Here is a 16,821-nt window from a genome sequence, read left to right on the forward strand (position 1 = left end):
CCGTAGCATGCAACCCCGCGTCAACGCCTACCAGCAACCCATCGGCCCGGACATGACGGGCTGGACCACGCGTCCGCGTCCGCCCCTGACACCCATCGTCGGCCGCTATTGCCGGCTGGAGCCGCTGTCGGCCGAGCGCCACGCCGAGGATCTGTTCCACGCGTTCAGCCAGGCGCCGGACGACAGCGACTGGACCTACATGTCGGTGGGACCCTTCGCGGACCTGGCGGCCTACCGCCAGTTCGCCGAGAAGGCGCAGGCCGGCAATGACCCCTTGCATCACGCCATCATCGACCTGGAAACGGGGCGCGCCATCGGCACGCTGGCGCTGATGCGCATCGACCCGGCCAACGGCGCGATCGAAGTCGGCTTCGTGTCGTTCTCGCGCCAGCTCAAGCGCACCCGCATCGCAACCGAGGCCCAGTTCCTGCTGATGAGCCGCGCCTTCGACGAACTGGGCTACCGCCGCTATGAATGGAAGTGCGATAGCCTGAACGCGCCGTCGCGCGCGGCGGCTCTGCGGCTGGGTTTCCAGTTCGAGGGCATCTTCCGCCAGGCCACGGTGTACAAGGGCCGCAGCCGCGACACGGCCTGGTTCGCCATGGTCGACGGCGACTGGCCCGCGCTGCGTGCCGCCTATGAGCGCTGGTTGAGCCCCGACAATTTCGATGCCCAGGGCAAGCAGCGGCAGGGCCTGTCCGAACTGACAGCACAGGCGCGCGCCGCGTGCGCCTGATCCCGGTTGCGCTGGCCCTGTTCTGGGGCCTGAACTGGCCGGCGGTGAAGATCATCCTGTCGATCTTCCCGCCGTTCACGCTGCGCCTGCTCGGCCTGGGCAGCGGCGCGGTGCTGCTGTTGCTGCTGGCGCGAGCCAAGCGGGTGCCCCTGCTGCCGCCGCGCGAGTCGTGGCGCGGCATCATCGTGGGCGGCCTGCTTGCCGTCGCGGCCTTCAACCTGCTGGTGGCCTGGGCGCAGCTCAGCACCAGCACCTCGCGCGCGGCGGTGCTGACCTTCACCATGCCCATGATGTCGGCCGTGCTGGCCTGGGCGGTGCTGGGCGAACGCCTGGACCGGCGCCGGGCGCTGGCGCTGCTGCTGGGCGCGGCCGGGGTTTCCATCCTGGCCTGGCCGGTGCTGCGCGCAGTCTTCGGCGAACACGATGCGGCCGCGGCCAAGGGTCTGGTGTTTCCGCTGGTGGCGGCTTTCGGCTGGGCCGCCGGCACGGTCTACCTGAAGGGCTGGCCGGTGGCCGGCGATCGCATCGTCGTCACGGCCTGGCAGTTGGCGGTGGGCGCGGCTTGCGCCTTGGGCGGCATGCTGATCGCGGGCGAATCGTTCCCCACGCAGGGCTGGAACGGCCGTGTGGTGGCGGCGCTGTCGTTCCACATCATCCTGGGCACCGCCGTCGCGTACTGGCTCTGGTTCGTGCTGAGCGAGCGCGTCAGCGCCACGGTGGCCGCGCTGACCACATTGATGGTGCCGGTGGTGGGAGTGCTGGGCGCGATGGCGCTGGTGGGCGACCGGCCCGCCGCCTTGGACTGGTGGGGATTCGCCCTGGTGCTGGGAGGCGCCGCGCTGATCGTGCTGAACCTGGGCGCGGCGCCCGCGCCGCGATCCAGGCCATAGGCGAGGGTGGATCAGCGCGCGCGCCGCAGCTTCTCGCGCAGCAGTTCGGCGCCGCTCACCAGGGTGATGCCGGTCAGCACCAGCAGCGCGCCCAGCACGAAACCGGCGTCCAGCGGTTCGTCCAGGATGAGCACGCCGAAGCTCACGCCGAACAGCGGCGTCATGAACGACAGGACGGACAAGCGCGAAGCCAGGTAGCGGCGCAGCAGCCAGAACCAGGCCAGATAGCTGGACAGGGCCACCACCACGGACTGGAAGGCGACGCTGAGCACTGCCGCCTGCGTATAGCGAAAGCCGGCGTTGCCGGTGGCCGCGGCGTAGGCCAGCAGGGTAATGGCCGCGACCGCCATCTGATAGAACAGCGTCTTGGCAGGCGCGGCTTCGGACAGCGAGGTCTTGCGGATCGCCACGGTGGTGGCGCCCCAGAACAGGCCGGCCAGGAGGCCCATCGCATCGCCCAGCAGCATGTTGGGCGCGCCGGCCGATCCCGCCGGCTGGCCCTTGCCGAGGAAGGCCACGGCGATGCCGCAGAACGCCACGGCCACGCCCACCCACTGCAGCGGCTTCAGGCGTTCTTCGGGCAGCAGCCAGTGCAGTCCCAGCGCGGTGAAGATGGGCGCGGTGTACAGGAACACCGACATGTGCGAGGCCGTGGTGTAGACCAGGCCCTGCGCCACGAACAGAAATTCCCCGGCGAACAGCAGGCCCACGATGAGACCGGGCAGCGCCGTGCCGTCCATGACGGCACGCAGGCCTTCGCGCCGCCACACGGCCACGGCCAGCACCAGCGCCGCGAACGCCGAGCGCAGTCCGATCTGCATGATGGGCGAAACATCCGCGGCCACCAGCTTGATGGCGATCTGCTGGAAGCCCCAGCAGACGCATAAGAGCAGCATGGCGCCGGTCGCCAGCCCGTCCAGCGGCTGGCGCAAGGGCTTGGCGGCGCTCACGGCAGTTCGGCGGGGTAGCTGTCCAGGGCCAGGCCGATCTGCTGGCGCAGATCCCATTCCGCCAGCGTCGATTGCACCGGGCCGAAGAAGGCGCCGTCGCGCGTCACGAACATGGCGGGCAGGTGGAAGACTTCGTAGCGCTCGACCAGGCCGCGGTTGTCGCCGGCGTCGACCCAGCACACGCGTTCCACGGGCAGCTCCAGCTGCGGCAGTTGTTCACGGGCGACGCGGCAGGTGCCACAGGTGCGGCTGTGGAAGACCAGCAGGGACAGCCCGGGCGCGTCCAGCAGGTAGCGGTCGGCGGTGCTGTCGTTGAGTTCTATCTGTTCCATGGGGCGGGCAAGGCGGGAGAGGGCGCCGGTCGCGGCGCGAGGCGCCCATTATGGCAGCGCCCCGCCCGCGGGCGGGAGATACCCGCGGGCCTGGCAGGGCCGTCCCGGCCTCAGGCGGCGCGCAGCTTGCGGTCCAGTTCCAGCACCGACTGGTACAGCACGCGGGTGCCATCCAGCAGCTGCGTGGGTTCGATCCACTCTTCCGGGCAATGGCTGCGGCCATTCAGGCAGGGGATGAAGATCATGCCGATGGGGCCGGTGGGCACCATGTAGACCGCGTCGTGGCCCGCGCCGCTGGGCAGGCGCATGGAGGCGTAGCCCAGCTGATCGGCGGCGGCCTGCACCGCGTCCATCACCAGCGGCGTGCAGTCCGTGGGCCGCGCGCGGCTCAGCTGCGTGAAGCTTGCGGACAGGCGCAACGCGGTCAGGTCGGTGGCCACGCCGGCCATCAGCGTTTCCGGGAAGGCGTCCAGCACGGCATCGCTGTCGCTGCGCATTTCCAGCGTCAGCTCGACCCGGCCTGGCACCGCGTTGGCGGCGTTCGGCGTCATGGACAACCGGCCCACGGTGGCGACCACGTAATGCGGATTGCCGCTGGCGGCGCTGGCCTGGCGGTGGGCGGCATCGATGATGCGGGCCGCGCCCACCAGGGCGTCGCGGCGGATGTCCATGGGCGTGGTGCCGGCATGATCCGGCTGGCCTTCCACCGTGATCAGCACGCGGCGGATGCCGACGATGTTGGTGACCACGCCGATAGGCAGGCCGCGGCTTTCCAGCACCGGGCCTTGTTCGATATGCAGTTCGACGAACGCCGCGGTGCCGTCAGGGCCGCGCAGCGGCGCGCCCAGCGCCGAGGGGTCGCCGCCGATGCGGGCGATGCCGGCCGCGAGCGTCTCGCCTTCGGGATTGCGGGCCGCCAGCATGTCGGGCGTCAGCTGGCCACAGAGCGCGCGGCTGCCGACGCAGGAAATGCCATAGTCGCTGGGTTCCTCGGACAGGAAGTCGATGACCTCGAAGGGATGTTCCAGCTGCACGCCTTGCTCGCGCAGGGTGTGGGCCACTTCGATGCCGGCCAGCACGCCGATGATGCCGTCGAAACGGCCCCCGGCCATCACGGTGTCGCAATGCGAGCCGGTGGCGATGGGCTTGCGCGCGGGATCGCGCCCGGCCAGCGTGCCTATCAGGTTGCCGCCGGCGTCCAGGCGGGTCGCCAGGCCCGCGGCCTCGAACTCGCTGCGCAGCCAGGCGCGGGCCTCGTCGAACAGCGGCGAGAATGCGCGGCGCGTCCAGGGGACGTCGGGCAGGGTGAAACGGGAAAGGGTTTCGACGCGGGCCCAGAGGCGCTCGGCGTTCAGGGGAGGAAAAGCGTGTGGCATGAGACTTCCTGAAAATACGCCAGGAATTATGGCATGCGTGCCTGCAAGGTCTGGCTGCGTGGCGCATCCAGGAACAGCGCCACCACCGCAGCGCAGGCCAGGGTGATAGCGATCAGCGCGTGCAGCAGTTGGCGGAAGGCGTCGTCATAAGCCTGGCGCAACAGGGCCGGGGCCGCGCCGGGCTGATGGACCAGGGCTTGCGCCATGTCGCCGGCTGCGAGGTATTGCGCGGCGGCGCCTGGATCCGCGCCGAGCCGGTGGGCGATCAAGAAGGTCAGCAAGGCGTTGACGCTGGCCAGCGCGATGCCTTCACCGGCTACGCGGGTGGTGCTGAAGATGCCGGCGGCCATGCCGGCCCGCTCGGGCGGCGCGACGCTCATGGACAGGCCGTCCATCAGGCCCCAGGGCAGGCCGGTGCCTGCGCCGATCAGCAGCATGGGCCAGAGCGCGGCCTGGGGCGCGTGTTCCACCCCGATGCGGCTGAGCCAGTACAGGCCCAGGGCTGCGGCCAGCAGGCCCAGCGCGCAACTGCGGCCCGCGCTCATCCAGCGCATGGTCCAGACGGCGACCGCCGGCATGAAGAGCAGCGGCGCGGACAGGGCCGCCATCGCCAATCCTGCGCTGGCCTCGCTGCGCCCCTCGATGCCGATGAAGCGGATCGGCAGCAACACCAGCAGCACCACATAGCAATAGCAGGTGGCTACGGGCAGCATCTGCACGCCGACAAAGCGCGGATAGCGCAGCAGCGTCAGGTCCAGCATCGGGCGGCGCACGCGGCGCTCGATCGCGACGAAGGCCAGCAGGCACAGCGCCGCAGCGGCCAGCAGCCTCCAGGCAAGCGCGGACGCGCCGCGCGCGGCAGGCATTTCCAGGATGCCCCAGGTCAATAGCGCCAGCGCGCCGGTGAAGGTCAGGCTGCCCGCCCAGTCCAGCGGACCCGCTTGCGGATCCCGCGACTCCTGCATCCGGGGCAGGGCGACGGCCAGCGCCATCGCGCCGACCGCGGCGCTCGACAGAAAGACCGAGCGCCAGCCCAGGCTGTCGATCAGCAGGCCGGCCAGCATCGGCCCCAGCGCCAGGCCCGCGCCGAAACTGGCGCCGAGCAGGCCGAAGGCGCGGGTGCGCGCCGGACCAGGGCAGGCGTGCGCCAGGGACGCCGAGCCGCCGGCGAGGGCTGCGGCGGCGCCCGCGCCTTGCAGCGCGCGCAGGCCGTCCAGCCAGGCCACCGTGGGTGCGAACGCCAGCGCAACCGATACCAGCGCGAACAAGGCCACGCCAGCCACGAACAAACGCTTGCGGCCATAGGCGTCGGCCAGCGTGCCTGCCGCCATCAGCAGGCTGCCGAAGCTCAGCATGAAGGCGTTGGTGATCCAGCCGAGCGCCTGGGCGTGGCCGCCCAGATCGCGGCCGATGGCGGGGGTGGCGATGGCGCCGCCGGAAAAGCTCAAGGGCAGGATCAGGGCGGCCGTGCAGACGGCAAGCATGGTCCAGCCAGGGGAAACGGGAACTGAGGTAGAGGAAGGCATCGACGAATCAGGTTGGAATAGCCGGGATAGGCGTCGATGAAGGATAAAATCGCGTCAATAAAACAAAAATGCCGCGTATTTCCTATCTAAGCGGATAAATATTCCTTAATGGAGCGGAAATGGACAGCCTGAGCGGAATACATGCCTTCGTCCACGCCGCGCAGCGCGGCAGCTACGTCGCGGCCGCCGAGCATCTGGGCCTGTCGGCCTCGGCGGTGGGCAAGAGCGTGGCGCGGCTGGAGGACAGGCTGGGCGTGCGCCTGCTCAACCGCAGTACGCGGCGCATCAGCCTGACCGAAGCGGGCGCGCTCTATCTGGAGCGCTGCTTGCGCATCGTGCACGAGCTGGATGAGGCCGAAGCCGAGGTGACGCAGGGGCGCGAAGCGCCGCGCGGGCGCTTGCGGGTCAGCGTGCCGGCCATCGGCTACCGCTTGTTGCTGCCGCTGCTGCCTGAATTCACCCGCCTTTATCCGGAGATCGAACTCGACCTGGACTTCAACGACCGCATCGTCGACGTGATCGGCGAGGGGCTGGACGCAGTGATACGCAGCGGGGACTTCGCTGACTCGCGCCTCAGGGCGCGGCCGCTGGGGCCGTATCGATTCGTGGTGGCGGGCGCGCCCGCCTATCTGGCCGCGCATGGCGCGCCGCGCACGCCGGACGACCTGGCTGGCCACGCCAGGCTCGCCTATCGCTATCCGGGCTCGGGCCAGGCGCAGCACTGGCAGTTCCGCGACGGGCCACTCGCGCCGCAGCCCGCGGCGTTGACCTTCAATAGTGTCGAGGCGCTGATCGGCGCGGCGCAGGCCGGGCTGGGTCTGGCCTACCTGCCGGACTTCGCGCTGCGGGCGGCTTTGGACGAAGGCAGGCTCATCACTGTGTTGGACGAGCACCTCGACGCTGGCGGCCGCTTTTCCGTGTTGTGGCCCGACAGCAGGCACCCGCTGCCCAAGCTGCGCGCCTTCGTCGATTTCCTGGCCGAGCGGCTGGGCGCCTAGCGCCTGAGGCGCCAGGAAGGTTCGCGCTTTTCCAGGAACGCGCCGACGCCTTCGCGCGCTTCGTCCGTGCTGCGCACGGCCGCGATGCGTTCCACCGTGTCGGCGATGAGGGCCGCGTCGATCTCCCGGCCGGCGAAATCGCGCACCAGCCGCTTGCTGGCCTGCACCGCGCCGGGGCCGTTGTCGCACAGGGCAAGGCACAGCGCCTCGGCGCGTTGCGCCAGGTCGGCCAGGGGGGCGACGTCGTGCACCAGGCCCAGCCGGAACGCGGTCGCGGCGTCGAAGCGCTCGGCGGTCAGGAAGTAGCGGTTGGCCGCGCGCTCGCCCATGGCGCGCAGCACATAGGGGCTGATGGTGGCGGGCAGCAGCCCCAGCCGTGTTTCCGAAAGGCAGAAGTGCGCGCTGTCCGCGGCGATGGCGATGTCGCAGGCCGACACCAGGCCCATGCCGCCGGCATAGGCGTCGCCGTTGACGCAGGCCACCACCGGCTTGGGGCAGGACCAGATCGCGTGCAGCATGCGGGCCAGCTTGGCCGCGTCGGCGCGGTTTTCGGCGTCGGTCAACGTGGCCATCTTGCGCATCCAGTTCAGGTCGCCACCGGCGCAGAAGGCCTTGCCCGCGCCCGTCAGCAGCAGCACGCGCACGGCGGGGTCGTCCACCGCGGCCTGCACTGCGCCGGTCAGGGCGGCGATCAGCGTGTCGTCGAACGCGTTGCGCATGTCGGGGCGGTTCAGCGTCAGGCGGGCGATGGGTCCGTCGTGGGCGATGTCCAGCGGGGCGGGCGTGGTCATTCCGGGTCTCCAGTTTTCTTGATTCAGGCTCAACAAAGCGGCGGGACTAGCGGTCGATTCTAGGTTGAAATTTCTGTTCCGGCCATCGAATCGGAACAAATATTGAGTTATCCTCAAAAAAAATAATGGAGCGAGACATGAGCCAGAAAGCAGGCGGCGTGGCCGCCGGCCAACGCTACGCGTCGGTATTCCGGCCGGGGCTGTATCAGGGCAAGACCATCGTCGTGACCGGGGGCGGCAGCGGGCTGGGCCGCTGCACCGCGCACGAGCTGGCGTCGCTGGGCGCGGGCCTGGCGCTGGTAGGGCGCAAGCTCGACAAGCTGCAGGCGGCGCAGGACGAAATCTGCCGGATCTACCCCGAGGCCAGCGGCCGCATCAGCCTGCACGCCTGCGACATCCGCGACGAGGCCGGCGTGCGCGGCGCGGTTGCCGATGCGCTGGCGCGGCACGGCGCCATCGACGGCCTGTTCAATTGCGCGGGCGGCCAGTTCCCGGCGCCGCTGGACCGCATCACCTACAACGGCTGGAACGCGGTGGTGCAGAACAATCTGCACGGCACCTTCCTGATGTCGCGCGAGGTCTACACCCAGCACATGCGCCAGCACGGCGGGGCCATCGTCAACATGCTGGCCGACATCTGGGGCGGCATGCCGGGCATGGGGCATTCGGGCGCGGCGCGCGCGGGCGTCTGGAACCTGACCGAAACCGCGGCCTGCGAATGGGCCCATGCAGGCGTGCGCGTCAACGCGGTGGCGCCGGGCTGGATCGCTTCCAGCGGCATGGACAGCTACGACGAGGACTACCGCGCCGTGCTGCGCGAATTACGCACCAAGGTGCCGCTGCAGCGCTTCGGCACCGAGGCCGAGCTGGCGGCGGCGGTCGTGTTCCTGCTGTCGCCGGCCGCGGCCTTCATCAACGGCAGCGTCATCCGGGTGGATGGCGGCGTGCCCAATGCCCGCCATTCCTGGACCCTGGCGCCCGCCGAGCGGGGCGAAGCCTACAACGGCTTTCCTCAGTACGTGCCGCCGTCCTTGTTTTCCGACGATTGAAGCCGATGCAGGGCGTCCCGCACTTCGCCGCGGAATTGCGCCAGCGCCAGGGCGTCCTGCGCGGGCGGCTGCAGCGCCTGCCACAGGAAGCCGACCAACTGGTCGGCGGTGGCGGCCACGTTCACCCGTGCGCCGCGCAGGATGGCGTCCCACAGCACATGCTCCATCGGCCCGTAGACGGCCGAGCGCAAGAGCCGCAGCGGCATGTCGCGGCGGATGTCGCCGTCGGCCTGGCCCTGGGCCAGGATGCCCATCAGCGGCGCGGTGTAGCGGCGCTGCAGGCCCGCGTAGACATCGCCGAAATCGTCGTTGCGCGCGCGCCCTTCGGACAGGATGAAGGCGCACAGCCCGGTGCCTTCGGCCAGCAGGTGGCGCAGGTGCGCATGCACCAGGAAATGCAGCCGGGCCCGCGCGCCGTGCACGTGGGGCAGGCTGTCCTCGACCTTGGCGATGATCTCGTCGTACCAGTCGCTGATCACCCGCACGCACAGTTCGCGCTTGCCGCCGAAATAAGTGAACACCGTGGCTTCGGACACGCCCAGGCGCTGCGCGATCTCGGTGGTGGTGGCCGCCTGGAAGCCGGCTTCGGAGAAGACCTGGCGGGCGACGCGCAGGATGTCGCGGATGCGCTGTTCGGATTTGGCGCTGGCCGGCGGTCGGCGCATCGGGACGGTGGCGGCTTTTTCCATGCGGGGGGAGTGGGCTGCGGGGGGGGGCGGGGGCTTATTATTGAGCCAGGGTCAAGTTTGAGGCAAGACGTTACATCGCTGGCGCCGGGCGCCGGCGCGTTCGACAACAACATCAGAGACAAACCATGCTGTCCAGAGCCGATTCCTACGCGCAGCTCGCGTCCCAATTCCAATGGCAGGTGCCTGCGGCCTACAACATCGGCGTCGACGCCTGCGACAAATGGGCCGACGGCAGCGGCCGGCTGGCGCTGATCTACGAGCAGAGCGACGGCTCGCAATCGCGCTACACCTTTGATCAGATCAAGACGCTGTCCAACCGCCTGGCGCACAGCCTGGAGCGCCACGGCGTCAAGCGCGGCGACCGCGTTGCCGTCTACCTGCCGCAGGCGCCCGAAACGGCGGTAACCCATATCGCGGTCTACAAGATGGGCGCGGTGGCTGTGCCCTTGTTCACGCTGTTCGGCGTGGACGCGATCCAGTACCGCCTGGCCAACAGCGGCGCGGCCGCGCTGGTGACCGACGCCGAAGGCTGCCGCAAGCTGCGCGAGATCCGCGCCGGCCTGCCCGACCTGAAGGTGGTCTATTGCATCGACCAGGACTGCCCGGACGACGCCGTGCCTTTTCACGCTGCGCTGGCCGCGGAATCCGAGGACTACACGCCGGTGGCGACGGCGGCCGACGACCCGGCCGTCATCATCTATACGTCGGGCACCACCGGCAAGCCCAAGGGCGCGCTGCACGCGCACCGGGTGCTGCTGGGCCATCTGCCGGGCGTGGAGATGTCGCACGAATTCTTCCCTGAGAATGCCGCGCTGATGTGGACGCCGGCCGACTGGGCCTGGATCGGCGGCCTGCTGGACGTGCTGCTGCCGTCCTGGCACCACGGCGTGCCGGTGCTGGCGCGCCGCTTCGAGAAGTTCGACGGCGCCAGCGCCTTCGAGCTGATGGCGCGCCATGGCGTGACCCACACCTTCCTGCCACCCACCGCGCTGAAGATGATGCGCGGCGCCGAGCTGCCGGCCGGCGCCGGCGCGCTGGCGCTGCGCTCGGTCGCCAGCGGCGGCGAGTCGCTGGGGGCGGAACTCATAGACTGGGGCCGGCGCGTGCTGGGCGTGACCATCAACGAGTTCTACGGCCAGACCGAATGCAACATGCTGGTGTCGTCCTGCTCGTCCCTGTTCGACCCCTGCATCGGCGCCATCGGCCGCGCTGCGCCGGGCCACCGCGTCGCTATTGTGGATGAGCGGGGCGTCGAAGTGGCCGATGGACAGGAGGGCAACATCGGCGTATTGCGCCCGGATCCCGTCATGTTCCTGGGCTACTGGAACAACCCCGAGGCCACCGCCGAAAAGTTCGCGGGCGACTACCTGCTGACCGGCGACCAGGGCGTGCGCGACGCGCAGGGCTTCATCCGCTTCGTCGGCCGTAACGACGACGTCATCACCAGCGCCGGCTACCGCATCGGCCCCGGCCCCATCGAGGACTGCCTGATCGGCCACCCCGCCGTGCGCATGGCCGCGGTGGTGGGCGTGCCGGACGCCCAGCGCACCGAGATCGTGATGGCCTATGTGGTGCTGAACGAAGGTTATGCAGGGGATGACGCGTTGGTGAAGGAACTGCAGGCCCACGTGCGCAAGCGCCTGGCGGCCCACGAGTATCCGCGCGCGATCCGTTTTGTAACCAGTTTGCCGACCACCGCCACCGGCAAGATCATCCGCCGCGAGCTGCGCGACGGCAGCTACGCCTGACCGGTCTCAACCGGTGACAATGTCGTCCAAGAGGATGGGTTGACGGGCAGCCAGCCGCTGCAAGTATGATGGCGCAAATTGATACGGCCCCATGCCAATTGGGGCCGTATCACCATTAGCCTTACTAGTATGGAGATAAACCCCGATGAATAAGCCTTTGGATGGGGGATTGGCAGCCTTGAACGTGCCTGCCTATGTGAAGCACCGCGGCCTGATCGACTGGGTCGCCAGCTTTGTGGCGCTGGCCAAGCCGGACCAGGTCGTGTGGTGCGACGGTTCCCAGGAAGAATATGACCGGCTGTGCGAACAGATGGTCCAGGCGGGCACCATGCGCAGGCTGAACCCCGCCAAGCGGCCTAATTCCTTCCTGGCGTGCTCGGATCCTTCCGACGTCGCCCGCGTGGAGGACCGCACCTTCATTTGCTCCGATCGCGCCGAAGATGCCGGCCCGACCAACAACTGGGCCGAACCCGCCGCCATGCGCGAGACGCTCAACGGCCTGTTCGACGGCGCCATGCGCGGCCGCACGCTGTATGTCGTGCCGTTCTCGATGGGCCCGCTGGGTTCGGACATCGCGCACATCGGCGTGGAACTGTCCGACAGCCCCTACGTAGCCGTGAACATGCGCATCATGACGCGCATGGGCAAGCAGGTCTATGACGTGCTGGGCGCCGACGGCGACTTCGTGCCCTGTGTGCATTCGGTGGGCAAGCCGCTGGCCGCAGGCGAGGCCGACGTGGCCTGGCCGTGCAACCCGACCAAGTACATCGTCCACTTCCCCAAGACCCGCGAAATCTGGAGCTTCGGCTCGGGCTACGGCGGCAACGCGCTGCTGGGCAAGAAGTGCTTCGCGCTGCGCATCGCGTCCACCATGGGCCGCGACCAGGGCTGGCTGGCCGAACACATGCTGATTTTGGGCGTGACCTCGCCCAAGGGCCGCAAGTACCACGTGGCGGCCGCCTTCCCGTCGGCCTGCGGCAAGACCAACTTCGCCATGCTGATCCCGCCCCAGGGCATGGACGGCTGGAAGGTCACCACCATCGGCGACGACATCGCCTGGATCAAACCCGGCAAGGACGGTCGCCTGCACGCCATCAACCCGGAAGCCGGCTACTTCGGCGTGGCCCCGGGCACCAGCGAGCAGACCAACTTCAACGCCATGGCCACGCTCAAGGCCAACGTCATCTTCACCAACGTGGCGCTCACCGATGACGGCGACGTCTGGTGGGAAGGCATGACGGACGAGCCGCCGGCGCACCTGATCGACTGGCAGGGCCAGGACTGGACGCCCGCCATTGCGCGCGAAACCGGCCGCAAGGCGGCGCACCCGAACGCGCGCTTCACCGCACCGGCTGCGCAATGCCCGTCCATCGACCCCGAATGGGAGAACCCCGAAGGCGTGGTCATCGACGCCTTCATCTTCGGTGGCCGCCGCTCCACCACCGTGCCGCTGGTCACCGAAGCCCGCAACTGGGTCGAAGGCGTCTACATGGCCGCCACCATGGGCTCGGAAACCACCGCCGCCGCTGCCGGCCAGCAGGGCGTGGTGCGCCGCGATCCCTTCGCCATGCTGCCGTTCTGCGGCTACAACATGAGCGACTACTTCAGCCACTGGCTGAAGCTGGGCAAACAGCTGGAAGCCGCCGGCGCCACCTTGCCGCGCATCTACTGCGTCAACTGGTTCCGCAAGGGTCCGGACGGCAAGTTCGTCTGGCCGGGGTTCGGCGACAACATGCGCGTGCTGCGCTGGATGCTGGGCCGCATCGACGGCCAGTCCAAGGGCGTGGACCAGGTGTTCGGCATTTCGCCGAGCTACCAGGACATCGACTGGACGGGCCTGGAGTTCAGCCCGGACAAGTTCGAGCAGGTCATGTCGGTGGACGCCGCCGCCTGGCGCGACGAACTGGCATTGCACCAGGAGCTCTTCGCCCAGCTCAAGCAGGGCCTGCCCGAAGACCTGCCGGCCACCAAGGCCAGCATCGAAGGCCGCCTGGCGGCCTGAGTCCGGGCGTCGTGAGGGTGTCTGGCGCTGGCGCTCGTCAGGCGTCTGACACCCCATGGGAAGCTTGCGCAGGTTGAGACGGATCCGCCCGGTTGCCAGACGGCCGGACGGAGCCGGCTTCCGGCACGGCCGCGTGCTGTTTTTTGCGGCACAATCACCCCATGAAACTCGACGCTGAAGACCTCGCCAAGATCAGTTCGCTGACCGTCGCGCACTACCAAGAGAACGCGGACTCGTTCGAGGCCGGCACGCGCGACCACGACGTCAGCCAGAACATCGCGGCGCTCCTGCGCTACATCGAAGGCGAACCTCCCTACGACATCCTGGATTTCGGCTGCGGGCCGGGCCGTGATCTGAAAACGTTCGCGGCCCTGGGCCATCGCGCGGTCGGCCTGGACGGCACGCCGCGCTTCGTCGAGATGGCGCGGCAGGCTACTGGCTGCGAGGTCTGGCAGCAGGACTTTCTGCGCCTGGCCCTGCCGCCGGCGCGCTTCGACGGCATCTTTGCCAACGCCGCCTTGTTCCACGTGCCTGGCCAGGAGCTGCCGCAAGTGCTGCGCGCCTTGCATGGCGCGCTCAAGCCGCGCGGCGTGCTGTTCAGCTCCAACCCGCGCGGCGGCAACCAGGAAGGCTGGAACCGCGGGCGCTATGGCGCCTACCATGACCTGGAAGGCTGGAGCGCGCTGCTGACGGCGGCCGGCTTCGAGGAACTTGAACACTACTACCGGCCGCAGGGCCTGCCGCGCGAGCAGCAGCCCTGGCTGGCCAGCGTCTGGCGGCGCACGGCGTAGTTCAGGCGGCCTGGATGGTCCAGGGCGCGTCCGGCAGATCGATCACTTCGCAATCCACCGTGGGGCCCGCGCGTTCCAGCACGGCGAATTCGCCGTCCGCCAGCGCCATCAAGGGGTGGTGCCAGACATCCCGGCGCAGCGTGATGCCCACGCCCGCGCCCGCCATGAAGGCGCGCAGCGTGGCCAGGTCCGGCGCCTCTGCGCCCAGCGCAACCAACACCACATAAGGCGTGCCCGCCAGCGGCAGGAAGGTCTGGCTGCCCAGCCTGTGGCGTTCCAGCATGCGGGCGGCAAAGGGCAGGGCGATCGCCTGCGCGCGGAATACCGACAGCGATGGCCGGCCGCCCGCGTCCAGCAGATCGGGCTCGCCCATTTCCACGCGCAGCGAGGTGCCCGCATTGATCGAGCGGCCGGCGCGGCCGGCGCTGCTGACGACCTCGCCATAGGGTGCGAACGCCGCAGCGGCCAGAGGCTGCGCTATCAGGGTGTGGGCAGCCATCAGAAATTGATCCCCAGCCATTCGCGCACCTGTTCATGCAGGTCGCCGGCAAAATCCTCGGGCGATCCGGAGGCGGTGATTTCGCCCAGGCTCAGCACGTAGATGTGGTTGGACATGGCCACCACGCGCCGCACGTTGTGGTCCACCAGCAGGATGCCCATGCCGGCGTCGGCGAAGGCGCGGATCCATTGGAAGACTTCGGCCGCCACGCGCGGCGCCAGCCCGATGCTGGGTTCGTCGATCAGGCAGACCTGCGGCTGCACCATATAGGCCTTGGCGAATTCCAGCGACTTCTGCTGGCCGCCGGACAGGTTGCCGGCCTGGTCCTTGAGCTTTTCCTTCAGCACCGGAAAGCGCTCCAGCGTTTCAGTAAAGCGCGGCTCCAGCACGTCGCCGTAGCGCTTGCGCCGGCCCTCCAGCGGCAGGCGCAGGTTTTCCTCCACCGTCAGGTAGGGGAACAGGCTGGATTCCTGCGGGATGTACCAGAGGCCGTCGTCGATCATGCGGTGCGGCGGCTGGCCCGAGATATCGCGTCCGGCGCGCGTGACGCGGCCGGACTTGGGTCGCAGGAAGCCGCAGATGGCTTTCATCAGCGTGGACTTGCCCGCGCCGTTCAGGCCGATCAGGCCGCTGATGCGGCCGGCCTGCACCGTGAGCGAGACGTTGCGCAGCACGTCGATGTCGCCCATGTAGCCCGCGGTCACGCCTTCCATGGCGAGCAGCGTGTCAGGCATGGTCCTGCTCCTCTTGTCCCGGTTCGCCCAGATAGGCTTCGATCACCGCGGGTTCGCGCAGCACCTGCTGCGTGGGGCCGTCGGCCAGCACGCGGCCGGCGTTCATGCACACCGAGCGCGCACACAGGTCCACCACCACCGGCATGTCGTGGCTGACCAGGATGAAGGTCTGGCCGCTCTGGTTGCGGCGGCGGATGAATTCCGACATGGTTTCCTTCATGACCGGGTGCACCGCGGCGAAGGGTTCGTCCAGCAGCGCGATGCGCGGCGGCGCCATGAAGCAGGCGCCGAACTCCAGCAGCTTTTTTTGCCCGCCCGACAACTGCCCCGCGTCCAGGTGCATGACGTGGGTCAGCTTGAGCTCGTCCAGCAGTTCCAGCGCGCGGCGGCTGGCGGCCGCCTCGTCCAGGCCCATGGCCAGCCCGCATACGATCAGGTTGTCGTAGGCGCTTACCCGGTTGAAGACGCGGGTCATCTGGAACATGCGCAGCACGCCCAGCCGCGTCAGTCGCGTGGGGTTCAGCCCCATCACGCTGCGGCCGTCCAGCAGCACCTGGCCCGCGTCCGCCGCCAGGTGGCCGGACAGCACGTTGAGCAGGGTGGTCTTGCCGGAGCCGTTGGGGCCGATCAGCCCCAGCAGTTCGCCGTCGGCGACGTCCATGCCCGCGCCGTTCACGGCAAGCAGGCCGCCGAAACGCTTTTGTATTCCGGATATCTGCAGCAGTGGCATCAGGCCCCCCTGGCGCTGGCGCGGGCGTCGCCGGAGCGGCGCAGGATAGCGCGGCGCGCCAGGCCCCACAGCCCTTCACGGAAGAAGCGCGCGAAAATGATGACCAGCAGCGCGAACACGATCATCTGGATGTTGCCCGCGTCGCGCAGCAATTCCGACGCGACGTAGACCAGCACCGCGCCCAGGAGCGGCCCGACCAGCGTGCCCATTCCGCCGATCACCACCATGGCGATCACCATGCCGGTCTGCGTCACGATGCCGAGTTCCGGGCTGACCAGCTGCGCGAAGGTGCCGTACAGGCCGCCGGCAAAGCCGCAGATGGCGCAGCTGACCAGAAAGGCCAGCGTCTTGTAGCGCACCACGTCGATGCCGCGGCTGGCCGCGCCGATCTCGTCGTCGCGGATGGCCTGCAGGAAACGTCCCGGGCGCGCCCGCAGCAGCAGGAAGATCAGCAGCGTCACCGCCGCCAGCGCGGCCAGGAACAGGTAATAGTTGCCCACGCGGCTTTCCAGCAGCGCCGGCACGTGCAGCCCCTGGTCGCCCCGCGTGAAGTCAATGGAGTTGTAGATCACCAGGCGTACGATCTCGGCGAAGGACAGCGTGGTCAGCGCCAGGTAGGGGCCCGACAGCCGCAGCACGATGCGGCCCAGCACCAGGCCGATCAGCCCCGGCACCACCGCGGACAGCGGCAGGCCCAGCCACAGCGGCACCTTCCAGTGATAGGCCAGGAGACCGGTGGTGTAGCCGCCCAGCATGGCGAAGGCGGCCGGCGCCAGCGAGAACTGGCCGGCGTAGCCCGCCAGCAGGTTCCAGCCGCAAGCCAGCATGGCGAAGTACATGCTGACGATCAGCACGCCCAGCCAGTACGGCGAGGACACGCCCAGCGGCAGCAGCGCCAGCACGGCCAGGAACGCCAGCGACAGCCGCATTTCCTGGGTCAGCTTGTTGCGCAGCAGATTGGGATGGGCCAGCGGATCCAT

At 69.0% G+C, this 16,821-nt stretch carries 17 protein-coding genes; 7 read left to right on the plus strand and 10 right to left on the minus strand.

Translation table 11 applies throughout. The features are described 5' to 3' along the window. The first annotated feature begins 7 nt into the window (after positions 1–7). Complete coding sequence (locus IB257_RS26205; RefSeq protein WP_054458148.1) at positions 8–736, plus strand: GNAT family N-acetyltransferase; 729 nt, start codon at positions 8–10, stop codon at positions 734–736. After that, positions 727–1,626, plus strand: coding sequence for a DMT family transporter (locus IB257_RS26210; protein WP_054458147.1), 900 nt, complete (start codon positions 727–729; stop codon positions 1,624–1,626). Before IB257_RS26205 ends, IB257_RS26210 begins: the two co-directional genes overlap by 10 nt. 11 nt (positions 1,627–1,637) lie before the next feature. On the opposite strand, the gene IB257_RS26215 is transcribed toward IB257_RS26210, so the two are convergent. From IB257_RS26215 to IB257_RS26230, 4 genes are all read right to left on the minus strand, one after another. Then, the gene (locus IB257_RS26215; protein WP_119452052.1) at positions 1,638–2,576 is read right to left on the minus strand and encodes a DMT family transporter; all 939 of its coding nucleotides are present in this window, start codon (positions 2,574–2,576) and stop codon (positions 1,638–1,640) included. After that, complete coding sequence (locus IB257_RS26220; protein WP_119452051.1) at positions 2,573–2,908, minus strand: co-chaperone YbbN; 336 nt, start codon at positions 2,906–2,908, stop codon at positions 2,573–2,575. Before IB257_RS26220 ends, IB257_RS26215 begins: the two co-directional genes overlap by 4 nt. Positions 2,909–3,018: 110 nt before the next feature. Further along, positions 3,019–4,284, minus strand: a complete 1,266-nt coding sequence (locus tag IB257_RS26225; protein ID WP_192353231.1) for a Zn-dependent hydrolase — start codon at positions 4,282–4,284, stop codon at positions 3,019–3,021. A 26-nt stretch (positions 4,285–4,310) separates the two neighbouring features. Then, entirely contained in the window at positions 4,311–5,768 is a 1,458-nt protein-coding gene (locus tag IB257_RS26230; protein ID WP_225589219.1) for an MFS transporter, read from the minus strand. 161 nt (positions 5,769–5,929) lie between these two features. On the opposite strand from IB257_RS26230, the gene IB257_RS26235 reads away from it, so the two are divergent. Then, entirely contained in the window at positions 5,930–6,808 is an 879-nt protein-coding gene (locus IB257_RS26235) for a LysR family transcriptional regulator (RefSeq protein ID WP_054459129.1), read from the plus strand. Here the strand turns inward: IB257_RS26235 and IB257_RS26240 are convergent. Next, on the minus strand, positions 6,805–7,599 hold the full coding sequence (locus IB257_RS26240) for an enoyl-CoA hydratase/isomerase family protein (protein ID WP_054459131.1): 795 nt from the start codon (positions 7,597–7,599) through the stop codon (positions 6,805–6,807). The genes IB257_RS26235 and IB257_RS26240 overlap by 4 nt on opposite strands. Positions 7,600–7,736: 137 nt before the next feature. Here IB257_RS26240 and IB257_RS26245 point away from each other — a divergent pair, with 137 nt between their 5' ends. Next, on the plus strand, positions 7,737–8,648 hold the full coding sequence (locus tag IB257_RS26245; RefSeq protein ID WP_192493048.1) for an SDR family oxidoreductase: 912 nt from the start codon (positions 7,737–7,739) through the stop codon (positions 8,646–8,648). Here IB257_RS26245 and IB257_RS26250 read toward each other — a convergent pair. Then, a complete protein-coding gene (locus tag IB257_RS26250) occupies positions 8,612–9,337 on the minus strand; it encodes a TetR/AcrR family transcriptional regulator (RefSeq protein ID WP_192493049.1) in 726 nt (241 codons plus the stop codon). The genes IB257_RS26245 and IB257_RS26250 overlap by 37 nt on opposite strands. 125 nt (positions 9,338–9,462) lie before the next feature. Between IB257_RS26250 and IB257_RS26255 the strand changes: the two genes are divergently transcribed. The 3 genes from IB257_RS26255 (at position 9,463) to IB257_RS26265 (ending at position 13,878) form a co-directional block, all read left to right on the plus strand. Continuing rightward, the gene (locus IB257_RS26255; RefSeq protein WP_192493050.1) at positions 9,463–11,085 is read left to right on the plus strand and encodes an acyl-CoA synthetase; all 1,623 of its coding nucleotides are present in this window, start codon (positions 9,463–9,465) and stop codon (positions 11,083–11,085) included. A gap of 145 nt (positions 11,086–11,230) precedes the next feature. After that, positions 11,231–13,087: a phosphoenolpyruvate carboxykinase (GTP) gene (locus tag IB257_RS26260; RefSeq protein ID WP_054459137.1), complete on the plus strand. Its 1,857-nt coding sequence runs from the start codon at positions 11,231–11,233 to the stop codon at positions 13,085–13,087. A gap of 161 nt (positions 13,088–13,248) precedes the next feature. Then, positions 13,249–13,878: a bifunctional 2-polyprenyl-6-hydroxyphenol methylase/3-demethylubiquinol 3-O-methyltransferase UbiG gene (locus tag IB257_RS26265; protein ID WP_175214412.1), complete on the plus strand. Its 630-nt coding sequence runs from the start codon at positions 13,249–13,251 to the stop codon at positions 13,876–13,878. Position 13,879: 1 nt separating this feature from the next. Here the strand turns inward: IB257_RS26265 and IB257_RS26270 are convergent, their stop codons facing one another. The 4 genes from IB257_RS26270 to IB257_RS26285 are packed head-to-tail and all read right to left on the minus strand — an operon-like array spanning position 13,880 to position 16,821. After that, a complete protein-coding gene (locus tag IB257_RS26270; RefSeq protein WP_054459143.1) occupies positions 13,880–14,377 on the minus strand; it encodes an ureidoglycolate lyase in 498 nt (165 codons plus the stop codon). Further along, on the minus strand, positions 14,377–15,111 hold the full coding sequence (locus tag IB257_RS26275) for an ABC transporter ATP-binding protein (protein ID WP_013393054.1): 735 nt from the start codon (positions 15,109–15,111) through the stop codon (positions 14,377–14,379). Before IB257_RS26275 ends, IB257_RS26270 begins: the two co-directional genes overlap by 1 nt. Continuing rightward, positions 15,104–15,841, minus strand: a complete 738-nt coding sequence (locus tag IB257_RS26280) for an ABC transporter ATP-binding protein (protein WP_054459145.1) — start codon at positions 15,839–15,841, stop codon at positions 15,104–15,106. The genes IB257_RS26275 and IB257_RS26280 overlap by 8 nt, the downstream gene beginning before the upstream one ends. Beyond that, positions 15,841–16,821: a branched-chain amino acid ABC transporter permease gene (locus IB257_RS26285; RefSeq protein ID WP_054459151.1), complete on the minus strand. Its 981-nt coding sequence runs from the start codon at positions 16,819–16,821 to the stop codon at positions 15,841–15,843. Before IB257_RS26285 ends, IB257_RS26280 begins: the two co-directional genes overlap by 1 nt.

The organism is Achromobacter sp. ACM03, from assembly GCF_014851665.1.
GTDB classification, from domain to species: domain Bacteria; phylum Pseudomonadota; class Gammaproteobacteria; order Burkholderiales; family Burkholderiaceae_B; genus Achromobacter; species Achromobacter aegrifaciens.

Bases quoted from the DNA above. Each gene is read 5' to 3' on its own strand.
- IB257_RS26205 (WP_054458148.1), top strand. From the start codon at position 8: ATGCAACCCCGCGTCAACGCCTACCAGCAACCCATCGGCCCGGACATG.
- IB257_RS26220 (WP_119452051.1), bottom strand. From the start codon at position 2,908: ATGGAACAGATAGAACTCAACGACAGCACCGCCGACCGCTACCTGCTG.
- IB257_RS26225 (WP_192353231.1), bottom strand. From the start codon at position 4,284: ATGCCACACGCTTTTCCTCCCCTGAACGCCGAGCGCCTCTGGGCCCGC.
- IB257_RS26230 (WP_225589219.1), bottom strand. From the start codon at position 5,768: ATGCTTGCCGTCTGCACGGCCGCCCTGATCCTGCCCTTGAGCTTTTCC.
- IB257_RS26235 (WP_054459129.1), top strand. From the start codon at position 5,930: ATGGACAGCCTGAGCGGAATACATGCCTTCGTCCACGCCGCGCAGCGC.
- IB257_RS26240 (WP_054459131.1), bottom strand. From the start codon at position 7,599: ATGACCACGCCCGCCCCGCTGGACATCGCCCACGACGGACCCATCGCC.
- IB257_RS26245 (WP_192493048.1), top strand. From the start codon at position 7,737: ATGAGCCAGAAAGCAGGCGGCGTGGCCGCCGGCCAACGCTACGCGTCG.
- IB257_RS26250 (WP_192493049.1), bottom strand. From the start codon at position 9,337: ATGGAAAAAGCCGCCACCGTCCCGATGCGCCGACCGCCGGCCAGCGCC.
- IB257_RS26255 (WP_192493050.1), top strand. From the start codon at position 9,463: ATGCTGTCCAGAGCCGATTCCTACGCGCAGCTCGCGTCCCAATTCCAA.
- IB257_RS26260 (WP_054459137.1), top strand. From the start codon at position 11,231: ATGAATAAGCCTTTGGATGGGGGATTGGCAGCCTTGAACGTGCCTGCC.
- IB257_RS26265 (WP_175214412.1), top strand. From the start codon at position 13,249: ATGAAACTCGACGCTGAAGACCTCGCCAAGATCAGTTCGCTGACCGTC.
- IB257_RS26270 (WP_054459143.1), bottom strand. From the start codon at position 14,377: ATGGCTGCCCACACCCTGATAGCGCAGCCTCTGGCCGCTGCGGCGTTC.
- IB257_RS26275 (WP_013393054.1), bottom strand. From the start codon at position 15,111: ATGCCTGACACGCTGCTCGCCATGGAAGGCGTGACCGCGGGCTACATG.
- IB257_RS26280 (WP_054459145.1), bottom strand. From the start codon at position 15,841: ATGCCACTGCTGCAGATATCCGGAATACAAAAGCGTTTCGGCGGCCTG.
- IB257_RS26285 (WP_054459151.1), bottom strand. From the start codon at position 16,821: ATGGATCCGCTGGCCCATCCCAATCTGCTGCGCAACAAGCTGACCCAG.